Origin of the sequence: Rhodocyclus tenuis, from assembly GCF_014197755.1 — a bacterium.
Classification (GTDB): Bacteria; Pseudomonadota; Gammaproteobacteria; order Burkholderiales; family Rhodocyclaceae; genus Rhodocyclus; species Rhodocyclus tenuis.
Window position 1 is genome coordinate 1 of sequence record NZ_JACIGE010000014.1, and the last position, 22798, is coordinate 22798.

The 22798-nt window shown below is 55.8% G+C and carries 14 protein-coding genes and 1 pseudogene; 6 read left to right on the forward strand and 9 right to left on the reverse strand.

Annotated elements, in window-relative coordinates:
- The first annotated feature begins 192 nt into the window (after nucleotides 1-192).
- The 4 genes from GGD90_RS15740 to GGD90_RS15755 all read left to right on the forward strand — a co-directional run bounded on the left by GGD90_RS15740 (nucleotide 193) and on the right by GGD90_RS15755 (nucleotide 8907).
- Complete coding sequence (locus GGD90_RS15740; protein WP_153117659.1) at nucleotides 193-468, forward strand: H-NS histone family protein; 276 nt, start codon at nucleotides 193-195, stop codon at nucleotides 466-468.
- Between the two features lie 195 nt (nucleotides 469-663).
- The gene (locus tag GGD90_RS15745) at nucleotides 664-2451 is read left to right on the forward strand and encodes a ShlB/FhaC/HecB family hemolysin secretion/activation protein (RefSeq protein ID WP_153117660.1); all 1788 of its coding nucleotides are present in this window, start codon (nucleotides 664-666) and stop codon (nucleotides 2449-2451) included.
- A gap of 44 nt (nucleotides 2452-2495) precedes the next feature.
- The gene (locus GGD90_RS15750) at nucleotides 2496-3413 is read left to right on the forward strand and encodes a peptidylprolyl isomerase (protein ID WP_184415247.1); all 918 of its coding nucleotides are present in this window, start codon (nucleotides 2496-2498) and stop codon (nucleotides 3411-3413) included.
- A 292-nt stretch (nucleotides 3414-3705) separates the two neighbouring features.
- The gene (locus GGD90_RS15755) at nucleotides 3706-8907 is read left to right on the forward strand and encodes a two-partner secretion domain-containing protein (protein ID WP_184415250.1); all 5202 of its coding nucleotides are present in this window, start codon (nucleotides 3706-3708) and stop codon (nucleotides 8905-8907) included.
- A 571-nt stretch (nucleotides 8908-9478) separates the two neighbouring features.
- On the opposite strand, the gene GGD90_RS15760 is transcribed toward GGD90_RS15755, so the two are convergent.
- From GGD90_RS15760 to GGD90_RS15775, 4 genes are read right to left on the reverse strand one after another with little or no spacing between them, the layout of a single operon-like run.
- Nucleotides 9479-11428, reverse strand: coding sequence for a TnsD family Tn7-like transposition protein (locus tag GGD90_RS15760; protein ID WP_153117663.1), 1950 nt, complete (start codon nucleotides 11426-11428; stop codon nucleotides 9479-9481).
- Nucleotides 11428-12867, reverse strand: coding sequence for an ATP-binding protein (locus tag GGD90_RS15765; protein WP_184415251.1), 1440 nt, complete (start codon nucleotides 12865-12867; stop codon nucleotides 11428-11430). Before GGD90_RS15765 ends, GGD90_RS15760 begins: the two co-directional genes overlap by 1 nt.
- Nucleotides 12848-14989: a hypothetical protein gene (locus GGD90_RS15770; protein ID WP_184415253.1), complete on the reverse strand. Its 2142-nt coding sequence runs from the start codon at nucleotides 14987-14989 to the stop codon at nucleotides 12848-12850. Before GGD90_RS15770 ends, GGD90_RS15765 begins: the two co-directional genes overlap by 20 nt.
- 5 nt (nucleotides 14990-14994) lie before the next feature.
- Complete coding sequence (locus GGD90_RS15775; protein ID WP_153117665.1) at nucleotides 14995-15798, reverse strand: TnsA endonuclease N-terminal domain-containing protein; 804 nt, start codon at nucleotides 15796-15798, stop codon at nucleotides 14995-14997.
- A gap of 288 nt (nucleotides 15799-16086) precedes the next feature.
- Here GGD90_RS15775 and ssb point away from each other — a divergent pair, with 288 nt between their 5' ends.
- Entirely contained in the window at nucleotides 16087-16560 is a 474-nt protein-coding gene (gene ssb / locus GGD90_RS15780; RefSeq protein WP_153117666.1) for a single-stranded DNA-binding protein, read from the forward strand.
- Between the two features lie 217 nt (nucleotides 16561-16777).
- Here the strand turns inward: ssb and GGD90_RS15785 are convergent, their stop codons facing one another.
- Genes GGD90_RS15785 through GGD90_RS15805 form a run of 5 tightly spaced genes read right to left on the reverse strand, consistent with a single transcriptional unit; the run spans nucleotide 16778 to nucleotide 22123 of the window.
- Nucleotides 16778-17377 (reverse strand): hypothetical protein, encoded by a 600-nt coding sequence (locus GGD90_RS15785; protein ID WP_153117667.1) that lies wholly within the window; start codon nucleotides 17375-17377, stop codon nucleotides 16778-16780.
- A 31-nt stretch (nucleotides 17378-17408) separates the two neighbouring features.
- The gene (locus tag GGD90_RS15790) at nucleotides 17409-18671 is read right to left on the reverse strand and encodes a hypothetical protein (protein ID WP_153117668.1); all 1263 of its coding nucleotides are present in this window, start codon (nucleotides 18669-18671) and stop codon (nucleotides 17409-17411) included.
- A gap of 14 nt (nucleotides 18672-18685) precedes the next feature.
- Nucleotides 18686-19357, reverse strand: a complete 672-nt coding sequence (locus tag GGD90_RS15795) for a hypothetical protein (RefSeq protein ID WP_153117669.1) — start codon at nucleotides 19355-19357, stop codon at nucleotides 18686-18688.
- Nucleotides 19344-20888, reverse strand: a complete 1545-nt coding sequence (locus GGD90_RS15800; RefSeq protein ID WP_184415255.1) for a site-specific integrase — start codon at nucleotides 20886-20888, stop codon at nucleotides 19344-19346. The genes GGD90_RS15795 and GGD90_RS15800 overlap by 14 nt, the downstream gene beginning before the upstream one ends.
- Nucleotides 20889-20890: 2 nt before the next feature.
- Nucleotides 20891-22123 (reverse strand): tyrosine-type recombinase/integrase, encoded by a 1233-nt coding sequence (locus GGD90_RS15805; protein ID WP_153117671.1) that lies wholly within the window; start codon nucleotides 22121-22123, stop codon nucleotides 20891-20893.
- 348 nt (nucleotides 22124-22471) lie between these two features.
- Here GGD90_RS15805 and GGD90_RS15810 point away from each other — a divergent pair.
- A pseudogene (locus GGD90_RS15810) lies at nucleotides 22472-22729 on the forward strand (transposase); the annotation flags it as partial.
- Nucleotides 22730-22798: the final 69 nt, after the last annotated feature.

Below are 22798 nucleotides of genomic sequence, written 5' to 3' on the forward strand. Positions count from 1 at the left end.
CAGACGCCAGCGGCGTTCAAGAATGCCTGTTTATCAACCACCCAACCGGAGGCCGTTCTCCAGGAATAAGTGGTCCGGAGAATTCAGGCAGGTCAACTCGGTATCCTCTTCGCCGAAGATCGCAGCTTTACAGAGGCTGTCCCTTCGGCAGCCTTTTATGGATTTTTCACCCCTCTATGCAGAAAGGTATATATGAGTTCGCTCGCTGAACTGATCGCCCAAAAAGAAGAGTTGGAAAAGCAAATTGAAGCCATCAAGCAGAAAGAGCGCAAAGAGGCGATCGCCTACGTTCGCACGGTCATCGAATCTTTCGAGGTGACACCTGACGAGTTGTTCGGCAAGCCGAAGGGCGGCAAGTCTGCCGTTGCGGCGAAGTATCGGGACCCTGTAACCGGAAAGACCTGGAGTGGGCGCGGACGGGCGCCGACCTGGCTCGAGGGAAAGAACAAGGAAGATTTCGCGATCTGAGAGCAGTTCGGAAGATCAAAAGCCCACCTGATTCAGGTGGGCTTTTTTGTGGGTTGCGCGCGTCAGCATACAGAAAAGATCTCGATAAACGGCTGGAGCGCTAGGCAAAAAGTCGTCCCAAACCGTTATATCTAAGGTGATATTGCGCCTCAGGATTTGCCACATTAGCATCGCGCTTTTGAATTTTTGTGTCGAATGCGCGATTTTGTCATTTCGACCAAGCAATCAGAAATGGCCTGCGATCCTGTCCGTCAATTCCTAATGTTCAGAAGCGACTCGGTGGCTTTGCCTCGATCGCCGAACATCCGTTCGTCCGACCGGCTCGCGGTTATGCGATTCGGCGCGCTGACTATCGCCGCGCTCATCTCAGGCACAGCCCAGGCCCAACAGGTTCGGGACGAAGGCTTGCGTTTGCTGGACGAACAAAGGCTCCGTGAGAAAGCGGAGTTGATGGCGCGGCCTCCGGCAGAAGTCACGGAGAACACACGAGTTGAGTCTGCGAACGCCAGCGGGGACGTTAACGTCAATGCGATCGACGAAGACGGCCCTACCGTAATCGTGAAGGAGATCGTCCTTGCCGGCGACCAGTTATTAACGCAAGACGAACAGCAGCAACTTGTTGCGCCATTCTTGGGGCGCCCGCTTGGCGCGAAACGGATCGACCTTCTTCTGCAAAGGATTACCGCGGCCTATCTTGATCGGGGGTACATCACTACCAGAGCGTATCTGAGCCCGCAGAATCTTCATTCCGGGCGCCTCGAAATCACCATCATTCCCGGTGTCATAGAGTCGATCGCTGTGGATGGGAAACCTGCTCCATGGCTTTCAACAGTGGCTTTGCCGTTTTCGTCAGGGGGCTCACTGCGGCTTGCTGACCTTGAGCAAGGTGTCGATCAGATCAATCGCCTGCGTTCAAGACGGGCGGAGGCCCAGATACTTCCTGGACAAACCCCTGGTGGCTCAACCATCGCCATTGATACTCGCGCTGAAAAGTCTTGGCGAGTTGGCGCGGGTGTCGACAACTACGGTCAGTCCGCAACAGGGGAGCGCCGCCAGCGGATCCTTGCCGAATTCGACAATCTCCTCGGTCTTTGGGATACCTGGTCGTTTACAACGCTTGAGTCCAGCAACAGTCATTCCGACCTTCTTTCGACATCGGTGCCTATTGGCTTCGGTACTTTCAGCTACGCCTACTCCCGCTCATCGTCTGAGACGTGGTTGATCCCGAGCGTCTCGAAACTCAGAAGCGAATCATCAAGCCAGACCGTTGGCTGGAATCAGGTCATATATCGTGATTCCCGCTTCCGCATTGCCTTGGACTCGACCGTCGCGTTGAGAGAGAGCAAGCGGCGCCTCGATACCATCGAACTGAAGCCCCAGCAACAATCTACGGGGCGCCTCGCCAGCAACGTCCTCTACCGAGGCAGCCGAACAGTCTTGAGTGCTGAAATTGGCTACAGCAGAGGACTGGCGATGTTTGGCAGCGACGTCGACATCGCGAACCTGCCCCGCACCTCCCCCCACAACGATTTCGAAAAATGGGATGCCAACGCCAACCTCTCGTGGCAACCAATCGATGGGTTGACCATAAGGAGCGTTATCGCCGGACAGGCCGCGCGAATGGGGCTTCCTGGACAAGAGCAGCTATTTCTTGGAGGCGCCGGTTCAGTACGCGGTTTCAAGGAAGGTTCTTTGTCGGGTGACCGGGGCGCCTATATGCGCAACGAATTCTCCTTCAGTCACGAGTTGATCCGTGAAGCAGCGCGATCCAACGTGTATGTCGATCCCTTCCTGTTGTTCGATGCATCCGTCTCGCGGCTGCTATCCGATCCAGTTGACCGGCACTTGGCGTCTGCCGGCGTCGGCTTGCGAATGAACTGGAAAGGGCTGAACGCCGATCTGGCGTGGGCGAAACCTCTGACAGCACCTGAATGGGTCAGTCGGGAAGCACGGTTACACCTTCTTCTTTCCGCGCAATTCTGACGTGGGCGATGCGCGGGTTCTTTTCTGTTATTTCGGGGCGAGTCATGAACAGAAGTTTCAAATCGGGCGAAATACTTAATCCCCTCAGACTGGGGCACCAACGGACGGTCTTGAATGCAGTTCTCGTCGGGCTGGTGATCGGTTCCGTAGCATTCCCCGTGTGGGCTCAGAGCGCCCCACCCACTTCTTCGCACATACCCGCCAATGTAGCGGTCGTGGCTAAGGTCAACGGCAAGCCAATCTATCAGCCCCGGTTCGACAGTCTCCTTGCCTCTTACCTTGCGAACGGAGGCGTCGATGGGCCTCAGTTACGTCAAGTCATTCGCGGCGAATTGATCGTTCAAGAGCTCCTGCGACAAGAGGCTGCCAAGAAGAATCTCCAGAACGATCCGCAAGTTCAAACTGCGAGAGACGAAGCCGTGCGCCAAGCCATGATTCAGCGCTACCTGCAATTGGCTTTGAAGCCGGAACCGGTTACTGAAACGGCGGTTCGAGCACGCTTCGATGCCATCGTCGCGACCTTGGGAGAGTTTGAGTACAAGCCCCGAATCATTGCCCTCAATTCGCTTGAGGACGCACAAGGCGCCTTGGCAAAAATCCGAAGAAACGAGGCGTCTTTTGCCGACATCGCTCGTCAGGTCAGTGCACTGCCATCCGGGGCTAGCGGCGGAGAACTCGATTGGGTGTCCTTTCGCGTACCTGCAGTCGAAGGACTGACACAAGGAATTCCTTTGCCGATTGCGAACGCGCTGGCAGCGCTTCCTCCAAAAGGGATTGCGTCCGAACCGATCGGGATTGATGGGCGCTATTACCTGCTGCAACTCGACGAACGTCGCCCAACGACCGTGCCTCGCTACGAGGACGCCGCGACAGGGATCCGCCGAGCACTGGAGGCGCAAGCGCTTGAGCGTGCGACGGCGGTCCTCATGGGGCGTTTGATGAATAACGCCCGGATTGAATAGACAGCCCGCGGGATATCGCCCAGATCCATTTCAATCAAGCCGCGTGGTGAACTTCCCCACGAACGGCCCAGCCAAGGATTTTTCGATGCTGCGTCAGTCTGCCCGCATATTTACGCGCCCAGTGCCGAGAAGCTCGGAGAACACTGCTCCGGCGGCGCGCTTCCCTGCGCCTGATCAAAGGCTCCTCACCGACGCAGACCTCCATGGCGCCCACGAGGGCGTTCCTCGCTGGCGCAGGTTGGCGGCAGCTTTGCTGACGGCATGGTTGGTCTGCTCGCCGACGGGGCTTGTCATGGCCGGGCCGATTTCTGCGGCGATTGGCGCTGCATCGACGCGTCCTGAAGTCACGACGACTTCCTCGGGCGTTCCTCTTGTCAACATCACGACGCCCAACGCCGCGGGCATTTCGCACAATCGTTACGACCGCTTCGATGTCGATCCCATTGGTGTTGTTCTCAACAACAGCCGGGTGACAGCAACCAACGCGCTCGGCGTCCAGATCGACGCCAATGCCAATCTGTCGGGTCGGAGCGCAAGTCTCATTCTCAATGAGGTGGTGACTGCGATTCCGAGTCAGTTGAACGGACCCATCGCAATTTTCGGGGACCGGGCCGCGATCGTAATCGCCAACCCGAATGGTGTGACATGCAACGGCTGCGGGTTTATCAACACCTCGCACGTCACCCTTACAACGGGTACTCCGCAGTTCCTCGCAAGCCCGGGTGGTTCTGCAACAGCCTTTGATACTGCAGCTGCGCTAGCTTTCACGGTCGCTGGCGGCCAAGTCGTCGTTTCAGGAGCTGGCCTGTCGTCGCCGCTCGATCGCCTCGACTTGATCGCCCAAACGTTAATGCTTGATGGGCAGGTCAGTCTGGGCAGTGGGGCACTCAATCTCATCGCCGGACGGAACACCGTCGATGGCGCATCGCTGGCCATCCTCGCTCAAGGAAGTGCCAATACGCAGGCCGGGATCGGAGCGCAGCTCGCGATCGACGCCAGCCTGCTCGGCGCAATGAATGCGGGCGTCGTGCGTATGGTGGCAACTTCAGCCGGAATGGGCGTCAAGGTGGCTAGCAACCTCGCTGCGAGCAGCGGGGATCTGCGAATCACCAGTAACGGGGATCTCATTCTCAAGCGTGCCGACGCTGCCCGAGATATCGTGCTGGCAGCTGCCGATACCTTGACGCATGCAGGTATGAGTGCGGGACGAGATGTCGCGGTGAGTGCCGGGGTTCTCGACAACAGCAATCAACAAATCGTCGCGCAGGGGGCCGCAACTTTAATTGCGCCGGTTTTCAATAATCGATCCGGCCGTGTTCAGGCGGGTACGGAGCTTCTGGTGCGATCCCCGGGGGGAGTATTTGACCTTTCGGCTGGCGAATTACTGGCGGGGGCTTCTCTTCGTCTCTATGCGGACGTTCTCACCAACACGGGCCGGTTTACGCCCAGTGGCCCCACCACACTGGTGGCCGATTCGAGTCTGATCAACTCGGGGGTTTTGCTGTCGGGCAGCACGCTGACATTGGAAACCGGAATCGCGGGTCTGATTCTGAATACCGGCACGCTGGGGGCTTTGGGAGACCTTGCGATCCACTCTTCCGCGTTGGGAAATACAGGTTCGCTGCAGAGTGGTGCGAACTCGACGATCGACGTGAGCGGTAATCTCTACAACGACGGAACGCTCACAACAACAGGCCTGCTGTCGCTGAACGCCGGCAACCTCAGCAATGCGTCAAATGGCCTTCTGATTGCCAGCGCCGGAAGTCAGTTCGCTATTGCTGGAGAGTTTGCCAATGATGGTACTGCCGGGGGCTCCGGCTCGCTGTCGATCACCGCCGGCAGCTTTCGGCAGGCGGGCACCCTCGAAACTTTGGGCAACCTTGATCTTGCCGTTGCTGGCGCGGCAAACAACCTTGGGTCTATCACCAGTCACGCTGACTTGAGGTTCCGTTCTGGAAGCTTCAGCAACAGTGGTCGCATCCAGGCAGCCAACGATGCCTACTTCAATTTCGGCGCAGGGGGGAGTAACGCCGGCGGGAACCTGCTGGCTGGCCGTGACCTGAGCTTATTCACCCAACAGTCGAGCGCTCTTGGGGGCACGGTTGCTGCCAACCGAGACCTTGTCCTGAACTTTGGCAGCTACACCCACAATCCTTCAGAAACCGTCTTTCTAGCGGGGCAGGATCTAACGGTTAACGCAGCAGATTTCGTCAATAAGGACATTCTGGAGGCATGGCGCGATCTGCACCTGAGCGTAAGCGGCACGCTGACTAATAGCGGTCTGCTGTTAGCTGGGCGAGACATTACTGCGGCAGCCGATGTGCTGAAGAACACCGCCGGCTCGATTGAAGCGACCCGAGACCTGTCGGTTTCCGCTGGGAGCGTACTCAATCAAAGCGCGTTCACATCCACGGTCACCGTCGACTATTCGATGGATGACTACCGTGCACGTGTGCTTGCTTCGACCGACGACGAAGTGGTCCAGGGCAAGCTTTTCAATGAAATAACTCCCGACTGGCAATGGCACAACAGTCGCTTCTACCTAATTAATCGTTATCGCTATTTCCGTGATAGCGATTTGCGGAATCCGACCTTCACGTTGACGGTCTCCAGCCACGGTGCGAAAGCCACTATGTCGGCTGGCCGCGACTTGACGGCTCAAGTGAGCGGTAGTTTTACGAACGACGCGGGCCTCGTCTCTGCCGTCCAAGATGTCGCGATCACGGCAAACAGCTTCTCGAACGCCGCGAGTCAGAACGATGTCTTCTACGCGAATGTATTCGCCGGCGGCGGCGGACACAAACTCCAAGCCAATGTTTACACGCCCACGGTCGTCAAAGCAGGGAACAGCGTCACTGTAACTGCGCCAACGCAGGTCAATAGCGGCACGATTGCCTCAAATACGGTCACTTTGGCGGGTAGTCACCTCACCAACGGGCTGACGGATTACCACTATCAGACGCCGCCGCAGACCCTGCCTCATTCCGACATTGCGTTGACCGTAGGGCAACTCGGGCTGCCCAACCTGGCAACACCCGCAGCGCTGCCTCCGGGCGTGAGCTTTACGCCCACTGGAGGGAGTCTGTTTTCGAGTGCGTCCCGCCTTGCTCTTCTGACTCCATTGCCTGCAGGCAGCATCAATAGTCTGTTGCCTGCCGAGCTGCGCAATACCCAGACTTCGTTCTTGTTGGATGCCTATCTCGAACGCGAAGCTTTGCGACAAGCGGCTTTTGCCGAAGCAGGAAAAGCGAGTTTTCTGGCGAGCGGAGATGTTGACGCGGAGCGTGCACAACTTCTGGATGCGGCGGCACGGTTCGCAAGTGCGCAAGGTATCCATCTCGGCGTGGCACTGAGTGATGCACAACGTCGAGCGCTGACCGAACCCATCCTCTGGTACGTCGAGCAATCGTTTACGGGGCCAGACGGAAATCGTTACACGGCATTGGTTCCGCGCGTGTACCTGCCGGAGAGCAGTCGACAAGAACTCGCAACGTCCAGCGTCGGAACAATTGAGGCCGGTCAGGCTACGTTGACCTTCGCCTCCGATATTCGTAACACGGGCTCCATTCAAGCGAATAACCTAAGTATCACGACGGAGCGACTGGTCAACGAGAAGCGCAGTGCGGAGTGGGGGCGCTATACCACCGATATCAAGGGCGGCTACTTGGAAGTCTGGGGCGATCGCGTTCAGCCTGGAGGCTTCGTTGGTGCGGCAGCGCTCACCCTCAATGCCAACCGCGTCGACTCGATCAGCGGCGAGTTCTTTGAAGGTGGGCACGATGCGAGTGCAAAGCTACAAGCACTTCTCGGCAGTAATTTCAGCCAGAGTCTGAATGACGATCACACCCACACGAAGGCGCACGTCAGCAATAACGGCGGGCTGAAACAGGTCGCGATCATGGTGGTGGCAATGGTCGCCGCCTACTTCACCGCTGGCGCGGCTTCGGGAATGATTGCAAGTAGTGCAGCGCAATCGGCTGGTATTAGCGTGCAAGCATTGGCGTCTTCCGGCTCTGCCTGGGCCGTGGGAGGCGCGGCCAACGCTGCCGCTACTGGGGCCTTGGCGAGTATGGCAGGAAGCGCCACCTCGCAGATTCTGTCGACGGGACGCATCAATGGTGGGCAGTTGTTCAAGAGCGGCGTCACCGGAGCACTGACTGCCGGTTTGCTGAACGCTAAGGTATTCGACACCGCCAAGGGGGCCCAAAGTCTGAACCAGATCGCTGGCGTGCAGGATGTATCGGGAACCGGCGCAAAACTGGCTAACTTCAATTTCGACAACTTCGGGGCAAACCTCGGTGGCATGGCTGCGCGGGGGGTGGTGAATGCCGGCGTGAACCGCCTCGTTTATGGTGAGCAGGCCGGGAGCTTCGGTAACGCATTTCGTAACAGCTTCGTCGGCGATCTGGCGGCGGTAGGTGCGAATGCCGTTGGGGGGTTGAAAGATATCGATCCGACGACCCGTGCGCTGGCCCATGCCGGGGTCGGAGCGCTAGCTGCTAAAGCCACTGGTAGGGATGCGGTGGCCGGCGCCATCGGCGCGGCCGGTGCGTCCTTGCTTAACCCAGTGATCGACAAAGCCATCGGCGGCGAGGACGGCTCGGGCTGGGGGAGTGACACGAAGAGTGCGCAGCAGAACCAGAGCGTCACGCTGCAGGCAGCCAGCATGCTGGCTGCTGGTGCCTTCAGTCAGGCTGCCGGCCATGACGCAGTCACAGCAGCCAATGCGGCGCAGAACGAGACGTTGAACAATTACCTGTCGCTCAAGCAGATCCAAGACAAAGAAAAAAAGCTGAACGAGGCCGACACGGACGAAAAGCGGCTGCAGATCAAGAAAGACTACGCTGAGATCGATAAACGCCAACAGAAAGAAGCGGAAGACTGCTTGCTTGGCGGTGGCAACTGCGCCAGCGTCATGATCGACTCGAAAATGCTGAAAGAAGTGTTGACCGAACTCTCGGCTTCTTGCAGTCCGCCACGAGCTTGCTCTGCCGATGCGCGCTCCAGCATCAATCAGATCAACTCGCTGTTGGGCAAGGCGGACGCGATTGCAACTGCCTATCCATTAGAATCGATAGCAGCACTACTTGCGACGGGAGGGCTGGGAACTGTTGTTGGGGCGGCAGAGAGGCTTAGCTGGAATCCGTTGACTGGGCCTGGTCCGTTGGGAGCGAAAATTGCCAGCACGTTCAGAAGTTCAACATATACCGAAGCGGTAACTTCGGAAGCTACTACCCTCTATCGAGTTTACGGCGGATCGGCAGGAGAGTTGGGCGCGTACTGGACGCGTACCGCGCCAACAGGGCCTGTGCAGTCGATTATTGACAGCGCTCTTAATCCAGCTTGGGGGAACAATGCTTTGAACGTTGCCAGAATTAACGTTCCAGTAGGGACGCGCATATTCGAAGGCATTGCTGCTCCTCAGGGCGGCCTTGTCGGCGGTGGCAATCAGATCTTTATTCAGAACGTCAATCCAGCGTGGATAATCAAATGACCAAATGCCCTTGGGAAATAATCAACGACTTTCGTAGTCTCTTGGAATTCAATCGCTTTGTACAGTGGATGAATGAGCAAGTAAACGCGAATGTCGCGAGAGAGATTGCAGTCAGATCGCCATACGCTAGTTCTACGTCGCTGAATGAAAAATGGTTTTTTCATATTGATTCGGGAGAGGCATGGCGACTCATATGGCCTGACCCACCTTTTACAGGAATTTTTGAGCCGGTTCGACTGATTTCGGACACCGCGCCGGGTCATATTGCTGCCACTTCCCGCCCATAAGCGCCATTGAGCGCGTCGAGAAGGGAAAACGCTTGATGCGATTTCAGCTCATTATCGAGATGAACGAGGAAACAGTCTGCTGCCTGATAGAAGCAGTTCTTCGCTGCTCTGGGAAGGCGGTGTCTGTTCCGGCACTTACGTCAATGGCTGTGACTTATCCTCTAGTGCTGGATCAGCCTCTAGGATATCTCGCATCAGCGAGCCCTAACCTTGAGGTTAGGTCAGATGGGGACGGAAACCAGTCTGTGTGTCGACATCAGCGCGTTGCATGCGCTGGCCACTGATTATTGATTCCAAGGGGCAAGTGAGCAGCGAGCATCGAAAGTCAATCCTAATTCTGCAGCTACTTCAACAACATAGTCGCGTTGTTCAATGAGTTGTCGTGCAGGTAAGCGCGCGACTCGGCGTAGCTTATTAATCGAGATTGGGATGCGTTGCTCCGCATACTTGTCCAGTGCCCAGCGAATCGCTCGGTTGCGGAACTGCTCTTCGGTTTCGGCTGAATGCTCAGCTTCAGCCTTCGCAGATGGATAGCGATGTTGAGCGTTTCGGTTCATGACACTCAAGGCGCCAGCGGCTGACAACAACCGTGTCTGCGTCAGTCGGGTCGGGCGATCGGGCTTGCACATTTCCTCGTGCACAGTGCGCCGAATACTTGCAACGGCATCTTGGTCCATTTTGAGCCAGTTCTTGCGCGCTATCCGGGTATTTCGGTGGGCATTCCTTACGGGGGCGGGGAGCTTTGCCTCAAGCCAATCCCGGTCGTATTCCCTTAGCCAGTCGTATGCGCCGGCATGGTTCTTGGCAAAATCATCGCGTGTCTCGCGTGGGTTGCTGCGGAGAAAAGTGTGGAGCGCTTCCCGATGCTTCTCTCGCTGTCGTGCGATAGTGGCATCTCGGTGGGCGTTTCGAAGCTCCGGTTGGTCGAGTTCAATCAGGAGAATTGACCACTCGGAAACATCGAACTGCTGCGCAATTTCGTATTTCGGCAATCCTTGTCTTAATGCACTGCGAACGGCGGCGAGGCGCTCAACGCCAAGCCTCCGCGCAGTGGCCGGCGGCAAAGGCAGACGGATGCCCTGACGTCGCATGACAGATGCCAGTGTATAGGAATGAACACCTAAGCGCTGGGCGGCGACGGTAATCTTCCCTTCTGCGGAGTCGATTGCCGATAACATGGCTCTGGCGTCTAAACGCGTTCGTTCGTTGCTGCGTAGTTGCCCGTAACCAGATGGTTGTCGGTTAATCCTTTGCTTTGGTTCAGCGGCTATCGGTTTCGAGAGTGTCGCAATGTCGTGCGTTATCAGCCTAGTGAGCAGCAACATGTGCAGGACGTTTGGAATCCTCCGGCCATCTAGTGCGCTACGTGTCAGCGTTCGTGATGGACGGTGTTTGTGGGGTTGGGAGTCGAACCAGCTGCCAGTGCCAAGCTCACGAAGAAGTGGTTCGCCGAAGCGGTCGATTAGGGCGTCGATCATGGCGGCAGAATCAAGGCCGCCACGCACCGCCGCAAAACCACCGTTTCTCAATGCCGAGAAAAGATGGGCAGCAATGGGCTCACTTGGAATCGGTGCGGCTAAGATGGCGCTGACCTGTTTCGACAACCAAAGCCAGCTGGCTTCCGTTAGGGCATCGTGCCCCATTCCGAACAAAGGGGGGGTGAGCGGATCGCTACATCCACAACGGCCTGCGACCTGCCACATGCTGACAGCGTTGCGCGTGCTTCGGCAGCGCACGCAGCTTGAATGCAAAGGCCGAGCGTGGGTCGCACACATTCGCACGAACGACGGTTGGTGTTGACGGTAGAGCACGGGATAGCCCAATGTCTTGAGATCATGTGCGAGACATTCCGGGCAGAACTTGCCGGCATTTAGCATGCTCTGCCCCTGACTGACTGTGATCCCGAGCGTTGCTGCGGGGTTTGTGCTTTCGCCTGTGACTATAGTGGTCAGAGTTTCTGCAGCGCGTTTGGGATGGCAAAAGTGCAGAAAGAGCGGAACGAGCGTGTGATCTAGGGCAATTCGTTTGGGCGCGCCCTCCCATGGATGTCCCGGCGGCAGAATCGACACGAAATGTCGGAGGTCGTGGGGAATCAGCGAACTTGCAGAGGCGATACGCAGCCCGAGCAATTTGAGGTGGCGAATCTTAGGAGTGGAACTGCGTGCCAGATGGCGTGCGGCCACCGAGGCGAACGTCTCCCCAGGTTGTGCGATGGGGAAACCCGGCAGCCTCATCACCTGTCGAGGAGGGGGAGAAGATCGTTGATCGAGTCGGCCATGACGAGTTTTCTGATCTGCTCTTCGGTTAGTGCCGATGTGGCCTCAGGCCCTTGCAGGGGGCGTTGCCCGGGTTTTGCCTTGGTTTTGGCATTCGGCGTCTGGGAGTCGGGTGGAGCTTCGGAGTCGGCCGAAGCTTCCACTTCACTGGGATGTTCGCAGGCGCCCATCTCGTCCTCGCTGCGGTCGATGGTTGGGTAGGCGTTCCGGTAAAGATCGTCGAACTGATCCATTAGGCGAGGGTCTCCCGACTGGAGAATGCGGATTGCCGGGTGTAGGGGGCTCATTCGTTCCAGATACACCTTGCGGATCAAGTCGGCATCAACGGTTTCGACACCATCGTCCTCCATCGCCGCGAGTTGAGCGGCGGCCAAGACCGAAAGCATGATGCCGCTAATGCCTTGGCTGACGTCGTAGAGGGCTTCAGCGACCTCGTTGGAGTATTCGACGGGCTTGCGTACCCATTGGTATTTCCAGGCGGCGCTGCAGAGCAGATCCCAAGCATCGTCCTCGTGCGACATCGGCCGCTCAAGATCGAAAAAGCCACCTTCGCAAAGCCGACGTGCCGAACTCATGGTTCCCTCAAGGAGCTTCAGCGCCTTGTACGTGCCGATCACCACGATCGGAAGGCCGAGTTCGTCTCTCAGATTGACGAGCAGGGCGATGATCTTTGCTGCTCCCACGCCCATCAGCGAGAGATTCTGGAATTCGTCGAGCACCAGCATTCCAACGTGGTGGTTTGTGACAATTTTTCGGATTTCTTTGAGGTATAGGCTCCGGTCGCCTTTCAGCTTGCTGAATATGCCTCCGTACAGCGTGGTGCGCAGGACGTTGTCGGTGTGGTCGCCAAAGGTGGAGCACAGTGTGCCGAGTGTGCAGTGTTCGGGGAGATTGCGTCGCAGCCAGAGGATTTGCGTCTCCGGGAATTCTGTCTCGCGAAATGTGGTGTGGCGGCAGACCTGATTGCCGGCGTAGGAAAGAATACGGTCCAACAGGGTTGATTTGCCCATTCCCGAATGCCCGGCCACGAAAGATATGGTCGAGCGAAATGGCTCGCTGGTCGGTCCACCATACAGAATGGCTTGTCCCTCGGGAGTCATCGGATTGCGGGCCATGTAGCTGTCGAACATCTGGGACGTAATGCCGATCAGCGCCCGGCGATGGGCTGGCAGGCTCGGGACGAAAAAGCGCCGCAGTCGATTGACCCTTAGACGGCGTATAGAGGTGGGCAATTCGCGCTCTTCGGGGTTGAATTTGGCCTGCAGCCCGAGAGCAAGGAATGCTTCGGAGTCGTTTTCGGGAGGAAGCCGCAAATGCGCGAGCAGCGGGTTGTCGTCTATATCGGGTACGCCGATGCTACGGTAGATTGGGCCGATTTCAGTTCTTGCTGATTGCATCGACTGCGCTCCACAGTTGTTTGAATTTGTCAGCCTTGTTCGGTTTGGCTGACGAGTCGACAACGGTGCTGGCCGCAGTAGGGGCGCCGGTTTCGGGTGGCACCGTCGTCGGCAGCGCTCCATTCAACCCGGGGGAGCGCTCGTTGGCCCGTTCTTGGGCTCGGTTCTCCCGAATTCCGGCTTGGGCCGCACTGGTTTTGATCAGGGTTTTCTTCTTTCCCTTGACCGCATCCTTGATTGTCTGACGAATGTACGTCTGGCGTTCGCGACGCTTGCCATGGGCATTGAAGGCCGCCTGTCGAGTCAGCACCTCCTGCCAGCCGCGATAATTCTCCGCTTCAGCAAATGAAGCCTTGAGACGGTAAATTTCGGGGTCGGTATTAAAGGCTGGGGTCCAGGTGCTGCGTTTCCGGTCGTAGAAGTAGACTTCGGACGCCAGTAGCGGATTGTAGGCGACAGCCAGTTTGACCTTGTCGTCAATGGCCGCAGCCAGATAGCCGAGTTCGCGCAGGCGATCGCAATTGAAGATTTCGCCCTTGGCGTGGATGCCCCGGGATGTGACCGTTGCCTTCATCGTGGTGAGGAGATGTTCGTAGACGAAGTTGGGCCCCATTTCGCGAGTGAATCCGGCGCGATGCGTCAAACCCCATTCATAGAAGCCGATGCGACTTGCCACTTTCGCCCCTTCCGGCAGCGCATCCGGCGGAATGCGCTTTGCTTCGACGGGTTCGCGATTGATGTCCATGATGATTTCGACCAGAATGCGCTCGAATTCGAGGATGTCTAGGGCCGCAGCTTTCTTGCCATCGGGGTCGCGACGCTTGCGAATCTTGGCAAAACGGCCGGGTAGGTCGAAGCGGCCTTTCTGTGGTTTCTTGATTTCGGCATGCTTGCCTTCCACCGTCCCTTTCGCTTCAGGTGTCATGGGAGGCGGCGTCTCGACCCGAATGCCGGAAGCGGGAAACTCCTGGCCCATGTTCGAGACGAGTTCGGCACGGTCGGCCCGCAGCATAGTGGGCAATTCCCGACACGGCCAGTCCTTAGCTGCGTAGGGGAGGCCTAGCCGCTCGAAGACCGCCCCTTTGTCGCTGAAGCAGTTATATAGCGCCAGAGCGGCGGTCGCCCAGCTTGGGTTTTCCAGGGTAACGGCGTAGCCGACGATGGCCCCGGAATAGATGTCCACGATGAGATATACAGCGGGTCTGCCAACGAGCTTGCCCTTCGTCAGTCGGGAAACGAGTTGGATCTGGAAGTAGGTGGCATCAATCTCGAAGAATCCCGGACCGAAGGCGTCATCGGTGGCCTTGCCTCGATTGCCGCGGGGCAGTTCGGCATCTCGCTGGAAGGCTGCCTTTTTGAGCTGGCGGAAACGATACCGAGTCTGTGGCCAGGTTGGTGCGCGGTATTTGTCGATCAGGGCGGGGTCCAGGAAGTACCCACCGTCGTCTGGCGAGAAGGCTCCGGCGGGTATCTTGTAGATATCGATGAGCATGTCGTGGTAAGCGTCCCTCCATTTCTTCTTCTGCTTTACGACGTACAGATTCCAGGCCTTGGCGATGCTGTCCATGACTTCATGGGCCGGCGTGTCGGAAGTCGACTCCGAAACCCTCCCGGTTACGCCGCGCTTGTTTCCCCGCTCTTGGGGTTTCACGGACCGGTCGGCATCTCCTTCAAGGAATACCCGTAGCACTGCTACCGGGTTCCGCCCGGAGCGCAGCCATTCACAGAGCCAGCGCTTGATCGTTCTGCCGTTGAGTCCCATGGCCTTGGCGATTTCGGCATTGGCGGCGGCCAGCGCCTTGCGTGTGTGCAGCGAGGCGGGGGCTTGTGCGACTATCCCCGTGGCTTTCAGGACGTTTTTGTAGCGTTCTGTCGCGCCTTTGGGCAGCTTCCCCGGGGTGGAAGGAATCATCAGGTAAGGGTCGGTGATTTTTTGCAGCGCGTCGGATTTGAGGTGCTCAAGCCAGTCCCGGTAGCCGATCGTGAAGGGGAGCGAGTTGGCTCCGTCTCCGACCTCGATGAGGATGATTTTTTCGAGCCCTACCGTTTCGATGACGCGTACCGGGCCGTTGATCTTCGGCAAAGGCGTTGTCGGTTGGAAAACGTCGTTGATGGCAAACATGATCCCTACCTTGAACTAAGCACGACAGGTGAACGATGGTCCAGCAGCGCGGTATCGATGTCGATACGGCTGGTTCGCTTCCAGACCGCAGTGCCTAGCAAGGCATGGCCTGTCTGGATATCGAGACTGAGGTCACGGCTTGTTTTGCCTAGGACTTCGTTGAAGCAACGGTTTGGGGTATGGTTCGCTTCGAATTGCCGGCTGAAATGGGCCGGATCAACGCCGGATTTCTGCGCCCGGTCGTCATTGAGTGCCATCTCAAAAAACTGGAGATTCTCTGCTCGCACATTTGGGATGTTCTTTTCGGTGGCAAGGATCCAGCGTATTCCGCGACGGTTCCAGTAGAGGCGTTCGATGAGCAGTTTTTCCAGAGCACGGGGCTCTAGGTCCTTGGTGAGCTTGACGCTGACGGCGATCAACTCCAGTCCGTCGGGACGCTTCATCGTCAGCAGCAAGTCGGTTGTGATGACGGTTGGCGTTGCGGTACCCGGATACCGCGGGTGTTTGATCCCCAGCTTGCGAGCGATCTCCTGTGTTTCGTTCCACGGCAGGAGTGCAAATTGCTCCCGGATGTCAAGAATGGAGGGGCTGTATTCAGCGACGAGATGGACCTTGAATTCCTGTCTCGAAAGGTAGTGATGATTTCGTCCCGTGGCCCAACTTTTGACGGTACTGGAAGCCCCCATCGAAGGGACATCGCGGACGAACATGAATGGCTTGTACGCCAGCCCGCTTCCCTGGCCAAAGCCGGCGTTGATCCAGCGTTCGACAACTTCTGGCGAGGGGTTACGCGCCTTGGTCCCGGCCATGAGTGGAGGGGAAGCTGTGAGGCACCTTGGGCGTCAAGTCATGCAGATCGGTCATCTTACAAACTGCCCTGCAGTGTTGTTGAGAAGATTAGTCTGATGAGGAGCCTTGCGGTAAACTGAGACGCTACGAGGGATGTCGTAGACAGTCAGGTTCCGCAACCTCATGGTCTGCAATTTACTACTATGACATCCGATTTGGACAAAATTTTTATCCTTTTATAGGTTTTTGGACAAATAATTTGTCTCTTGGACAAAATAATTTGTCCCTGAACAATCAGGGAGGCTCGCATGGCTTCAGTCAATAAAGTAATCATCGTCGGCAATCTCGGCAAAGACCCGGAAACCCGCTATCTCCCGAACGGCGACGCCGTCTGCAACGTTACCGTCGCCACCTCCGAATCGTGGAAGGACAAGGCCAGCGGTGAGAAGAAGGAAATCACCGAGTGGCACCGCATCGTCTTCTTCCGCCGTCTGGCCGAAATCGCCGGCCAGTACCTGAAGAAGGGCTCGTCGGTCTATATCGAAGGCCGCATCCGCACGCGCAAGTGGCAGGACAAGGAAGGCCAGGAGCGCTACACGACCGAGATCGAAGCGACCGAAATGCAGATGCTCGGTGGCCGCCAGGGAATGGGCGGTCCGTCCAGCGGCGGCGACAACGAATACGGCGGCAGCATGCCTTCGGCGGCACCGTCGGCACCGCGCAGTGCACCGGCCAAGAAGGCGCCGAGCTTTGACGACATGGATGACGACATCCCGTTTTAACCCGAACTCATGTAGGAGAAAGATTAATGCAGCCCCCTTGTGGGGCTGTTTTTCTTTGCTCGTTCAATGCGTTAAGCGATTGAGGTCGCCCCTTTTCCTTCCAGACCGGGTTTTCTGGATGGAAAGATTCGCACATTTTTATTTGAAGAAACACGAACTCAATTTTGGTGGAAAGATTCTTATCGCGAACTCAGGGGGAAGGAAAGATTCTCACCACCTAGCGGCGCGAGATCGGATTGATCTTGCTGGCCTCCATCCCCTCGACAGATTTCCGTTTGGGTGATTCTCCGGCTATGCATGCATTTGCCTGTACGAGGACCTGGGACAGTGATTGGCCACGCATTTGGAAGTACAGCGTCAACAGCTGGTGATCCTTGCGATAGTTGTCAACTTCCCGCTTGAGTTGCCGAAGTTCCTCTTTCAGCGCCTGAAGCGTCGTCTCTGCCTTAATTCCCGATTCGCCGGAATCTGCCTGTTCCAATTGCCTCGCGTTGCGCAAGTCCGACGCGGTTTTCCGGGCGTCATCCATCGCGGCCTTGATTTGAGCCTTGCTACGTAAGGTAACGACGGATGTTTGAAATTTCTCGGCAAGTTCGGCATACGTCATCGGCATTTCTGGATTGTCCAGTGCATGCGCCTTGATGCAACGAACGATCGCCTCGATCTGCGGTGGCTTGAGTTTTCGGGCCGCCCGTATTTTCTGGCCCGTCTTCAATCCCGGCTTTTTTCTCTCCAAACCCTGTTCCTTTAAAGACGCATCATTCACGCCATTGAAGGGCTGATTGGGTGGTCGATGGATGGGGGCGATTGAAGTCATCGTAGGGTAGTGGTTTGAGGTGGAAATCAGGTCAGGTGTCGCTAGGTCCGTTTTTGAACGATTTCATTAAGAGCTCAACTTCTGCCGCCTTTTGCTGGTACAGATTCACCCATTTGCTGGCTTCTTCATAGCCGCACTCTGCTCGATGCCGAGCGTTATTCAGTATGAGTTGGATGAACTGCCTCATGCGATCAAGTTCGGATGCACGCTGTGGGGGAGGGAGGCCATCCCATAGCAAAGCGTCTGGGCCCAGTGAGATTTCCGCATAACGAGCACAAGGCCGGTTGCGCCAGTCATGCTGGCAGTACCCCAGCCCAAGATCGAGTACAGCCCTCTGTGCGGCAGCAGCGATTGCATCCTGCCTCGGAGAGACTTTGAGGGGAGGGGGTTGGGTATCGAACCGCTTTGCCGTTGCTCGGTGCGCGGAATGGGCTTTCTCCGCCGCCGTCATGTGCTGATATGCCTTGGTGTCGCTTGGATTCTTTCGGGCGAACCATTCGGTCTGGAGAGCATCGCTCATCCCACCCCGCTGCAGGATCGTATTCAGGGTGTGGCGGAAGCGATGCGAATTAATTCGAAAGTTAGCCTCTTCTTGCCCAGAAAAGTATCGCTTGAAAACGCCGAGTCCTCTTGCTCCAAGAAAATCACCTAAGTTGCGAACGTTCACTGGCCAGACGGCATAGCGGAAGGTGATCTTCTGAGAGTGAAAAGCGTGCTTGAACGCGATGAATATCATGTCTTCCAGCGCCAGATCTTTGCCTGGCGGAGTCACATGAACGGCAGGTCCTGAAAATATTTCCTTTTGCAAAGCAGACACTATGTCAGTCCGCAGGTAAGTGCTAGTTTTCTTCATGCCACGGGATGGAAAAATATTTCTGGTTTTCAGCCACGCCCTAATCCTTCCTTTGGGTAATCCAAGAAAGGATTGGAGGTCCTGAAGTGTTATATGAGGCGTATCGGTGAGCCCTCTGGTGTCAGCTGCTCCGGTAATCGAAATGTGTTTGGCGGCTGCCCGACATTCATGTGTCAGTTCGATTGCCTCACCAAGCGCCGCCTCAATGAGGGGAATGGTTTGTGGGATCAGATACAGCTTCTCAAGATGGACAACTTGGCAACCCTCACTCCGCTTTTCCTTGTAGTACAAGATGTAGGCGTACCCCTTCCTGTCGTGAGCGATTGTCTGGACGGGGAATGTCAGGATTTCCCCGATACGTCGTCCCGTGCATACTGCGATTACTACAGCATTGATCAGGAGTCGATCCCAGGTGTGATTCTCAGGAATGGTCTGATACAAACACCCAAGCGCCTTCATAACGTCATCGGAGATGAGCTTGGCTGATGCCCCCTGTGCAAGATTGGGTCGTCCAATCTGACGTAATCAAGTCCACCTGTTGAAGCAGGGCGGACCTTCTTCGAATATCTAAAATTGAGTCGTCGCGCACAGAGGCGGTTCTGGTCGATTGCAGCTGCGATGACTTCGACAAATCGTTGAAGCTTGTAGGTAGTGGTTTCAGCTTGCGTGGCGGCGATCTGATCGCATGCAGCTTCAAGGTCTCCTGTAGTGAGTGTCGTCAGGTCATGATTGCGCGGAGCAAGCTGTTGTGAAATGAATTGCGCCGCGATGATGACCTGCTGTTGGTCGACGAAGCACTGATTTCCAACTTGGTGCCGGAGCACCACGAGACTGCGGACAACTTCTCCAAAAGTCCTTTCGAAGGCATGACCAGGGATCTTGGGAGATTCACCTCGTTCAGTGAACCAAAAGTTCAGAGCTTTGCGCTCGCTTCTGTGGCTGCGAATGGTTTGAGAAAAAATATGAGTCACGTCCCAGACCGGAGAATCCCAATTGACTTCCCACTGCGCGGCTGCCTCTCGACCATCGCGGATAAGCGTCGAAATGTTGGTTCTGCAGTCGTCCTCAATCTTCGAGATTAGGACAGAAACCTTGCGTGGGGCCTTGCCTGCGTTATTCATTTCCACACCCCCGCCGTGTCGTAGAAGCGATCAAACGTTTAATCGACTCTTTAACTAAGGTCGTGGCTTGATTGGAGTCATTTGCTACAGTCGTTGTTTCAGGGAACGCAGCCTCTAGAGCACGGAGAATTCGGGCATGATCGACTTCTGCATAAGGCTTGAAGGCAGGGCACAAATAGCAACTCAGTGGCACCGGTAGCGGTTTGGGGCTCTTGTTATGGCTAATGTCTTGCTGACCGTAGGACTTTCCACAAGCTCCGAACATTTCTAGGATTGGCTCAATGCCTCCAGCAGATGCATTCTTGAGGTGAGGAACTATGCGTGACCCGATGTCGTAATAGACCCTGACGGATTGGGTGTCACTGTGGCCAAGCGCGACGGCTAGTTCAGCCTTGGAAATGCCCATGTCAACCATGTCGGTTGCGAATGTGTAGCGCATTCTCCTGGGGTTGATGTGTAGCAGTTCACCTGTTATCGGGCTGGTAATCTTGTGACGACGGACAAATTCAACGAGGAGTTCATTAAAATCCCCGCTTCTAAAGCATAGTGCGAATTGTTGGTTGTTGGTTTCAAGTACCTGCCGACGTGGATGACGCAGCATGAATAATGGGCGACCATATTGAGCATTGTCCTTGGCAGGGAAAATTTCTTCATTAGACTTGATCACTTGCCTGATCAGATTTGATAGATACGGGGTAGTGATAACCGTCTGAAATGAAGTGCGAGGACAATTTCTTTTCTTTATAAGTGGAATAGATAGAGAGCCGTTCGGGTCCGATAACGGATGAGAAGAAGGTTTGAAATCTTCTTCGAACAAGGTACGGAGGCTGAGTGAATTTCGACCAAACGCTAAGGTCAATGCGATAGCTAGTTTTTGCTGGAGATGGCGGTGCTTAGTGGACTCATCATTAAGCAGCGAGAGTTGGAGTAGTGGCCGTTCAAGTTCGTGATCTAAAGGCCCACGCAGTGGATCGTTACTTCTTACTGCAACCCCTTTGGGTCCGCCTGGGATGCGCATTGTGTTGACGCGCTGAGCAAATCGTTTGTCAAAACCGAGGTCGGCGGTGCGTGTCGCCCCCCATTTGTACCACGCGACGGGAAACCAATAACGCGAGTAGGTTTTGGCACGTTGCAGTTGGTCAGCCAATTCCTGCATTACCAAGACAAGAGTAGAGCGATAGCTTTCCAAGTCTGGTGCAGCGGTTAGGTGCTCATAAGAAGGAGCCTTCTTGAGCAGGTTAGGCACTTCGACCAATGCATTTTTCCCGGCAGATGAAGAAACGCGGATGGCTCTAGTCATCGAGAATGACAACAGCGAGTATCTCAAAATGGGGCAGTCGATTTTGAAATTGGTATATTGCGTGTTTGCGCCTGTTGGGAAAATCCAACGGTTATCCGATGTGACAATCTTGTTTCCGTCACGGTCGATGATTGATTGAGGAATTGGAAGGATGGCTCCGGACTGCACAAGCGAGTCGAGATAAGCGGCTTGCCATTCGGCTGATGTCTGAAATGTTGTTGCGTTAGTGAGGGACATCTTCATCCTCCAGTTGTTTTTTTTGCGAACATGGCTCGCTGTCTCGTGATGAGGTGTTTTCTCGAGCGCTTCTCCCTTGTTCTCTGAATATATGGTTCTACACTTCTAGGCGATGAGTCACCGCGTAGCTGCATCAAAATTGGGCGGCGCTCTTCTTCGGTAAGCCCCTCACTAACGAGGCTTTCCTCTGTGTCATTAGAAAACGTGTGGCGCATGCTCATTGGCGTGAGGCCGCTCATTGGGAATCCGTCAATATCGCCATCGTCACAAACTGCAGCGCGCAATTCTTTGAATATTTTCTGTACTGCACGGGCCGACAATGGTGTTCCACGGTCAATGCTTAAAAACATCAATGAAGTGGGCTCGTGGTAGCGCTTCTCTAGTTCCGGCCGAATATCGTCGAGATATTCCTTGAGATGCTTCGCGGCGCCCTGATGGCTGAGCGGCAAAACTCTGGACTTGCGTTTTACTTGGGCGGGGTTGGGCCTCGGATCGTCAGCTGCGTGGGGGCGACGGACGATATACAAACTCGTTGGATTCCCAAATTCGACATCTTGGACCCGAAGATTTAGTAGCTCCCCAAGTCGGATGCCGGTGTAGTACATCAGCTCAAATATCGACTGATTTCTGATTCGTGTAGATAATTCTGAAAATGGGTTCGCGGGATTTTCGGGGTCTAGCAACTCAAGAATTCTATCGGCTTGGCGAGGCGTTAGAGACTTGACGCTATAAATCGCGACAGGCTTAGTGGGCCTCATGTCCGAAAAAGCAGTTTCGAGCTGGTGGATTCGTTCGATGAAAACCTTGCTCCGTGGATCGGAGAGCGGGATGCGAACGGAAGCTTCCTTCATCACGAAGGAACAAAATTCACTGGCTCGAAGGAGTCTGGTTAAATGGGTTTCGGCGCAGACGACTGACGACGACTTCCCGCCGCTCCTTTGACGAGAAGTTCTGAGAAATTCTGAAAGGCTAAATATTTCAGCAGCGGAAAAAATTTCCCCCGCCAGCAATCGTCCGACCAAACCACGATGGTCTTGGAGGATGGATGCCCCCCATTCCAGTGTGAGCGCAATGCTTTCAGCAACTCGGAGAATGGTATTGGGGGCGTACCCTCGATAGTTGTTGATGAGGAAGGTCAGGGCATGCTCATCAGGCCTGGCTGTTTGGAGATCGATGACCATCGACATCCGCTCGCCGCCAGCATGGACGGCAGTTACTACTTTGTAGTGCTTCATATACGCTCGATCGGCTGATCCAACTTTGACTCTTCCCGAGGGAGTGCCACCCTGCGAGCAAGGACTGTGTCGATCACAATCCAAGCTGCATGGTTAGAAAGTTACAGATCGAGATTGGGGATTTCCTGAAAATCTTCGCCGAATAGAGATGGCGGCAAGACGCGATAACGCCATGATTAATAATGAATTAAGCGTTTATCGTCTTGGTGGGTGTCCGTTACGGACGATGGGCAATGAAAAATTAAAATTAGATTTACCGACTCAATTATGGTAAGGGCCCGACGTTCGCCCCCGAATTGAGTAGCGGCTGCCTTTAGAGACCAATCGACGACGACACGGAGATTGGGCATGAAGAAGCGCTTTACCGAAGAACAGATCATCGGCTTCCTGCAACAGGCGGAAGCTGGCGTGCCGGCCAAAGAGTTGTGCTGGCAGCATGGATTCAGTGACGCCTCGTTCTACAACTGGCGGGCGAAGTTTGGGGGAATGACGGTTTCCGACGCCAAACGCTTGAAGGCGCTTGAGGATGAGAACGCCAGGCTCAAGCGTTTGCTGGCGGAGTCGATTCTCGATGCCGAAGCCTTTAAGGCCGCACTGGGCCGAAAACGCTGAGCCCCCGACGACGCCCCCAGAATCGAGTAGCGGCAGACGTTGGAGTCCACTCAGTGGACTTGC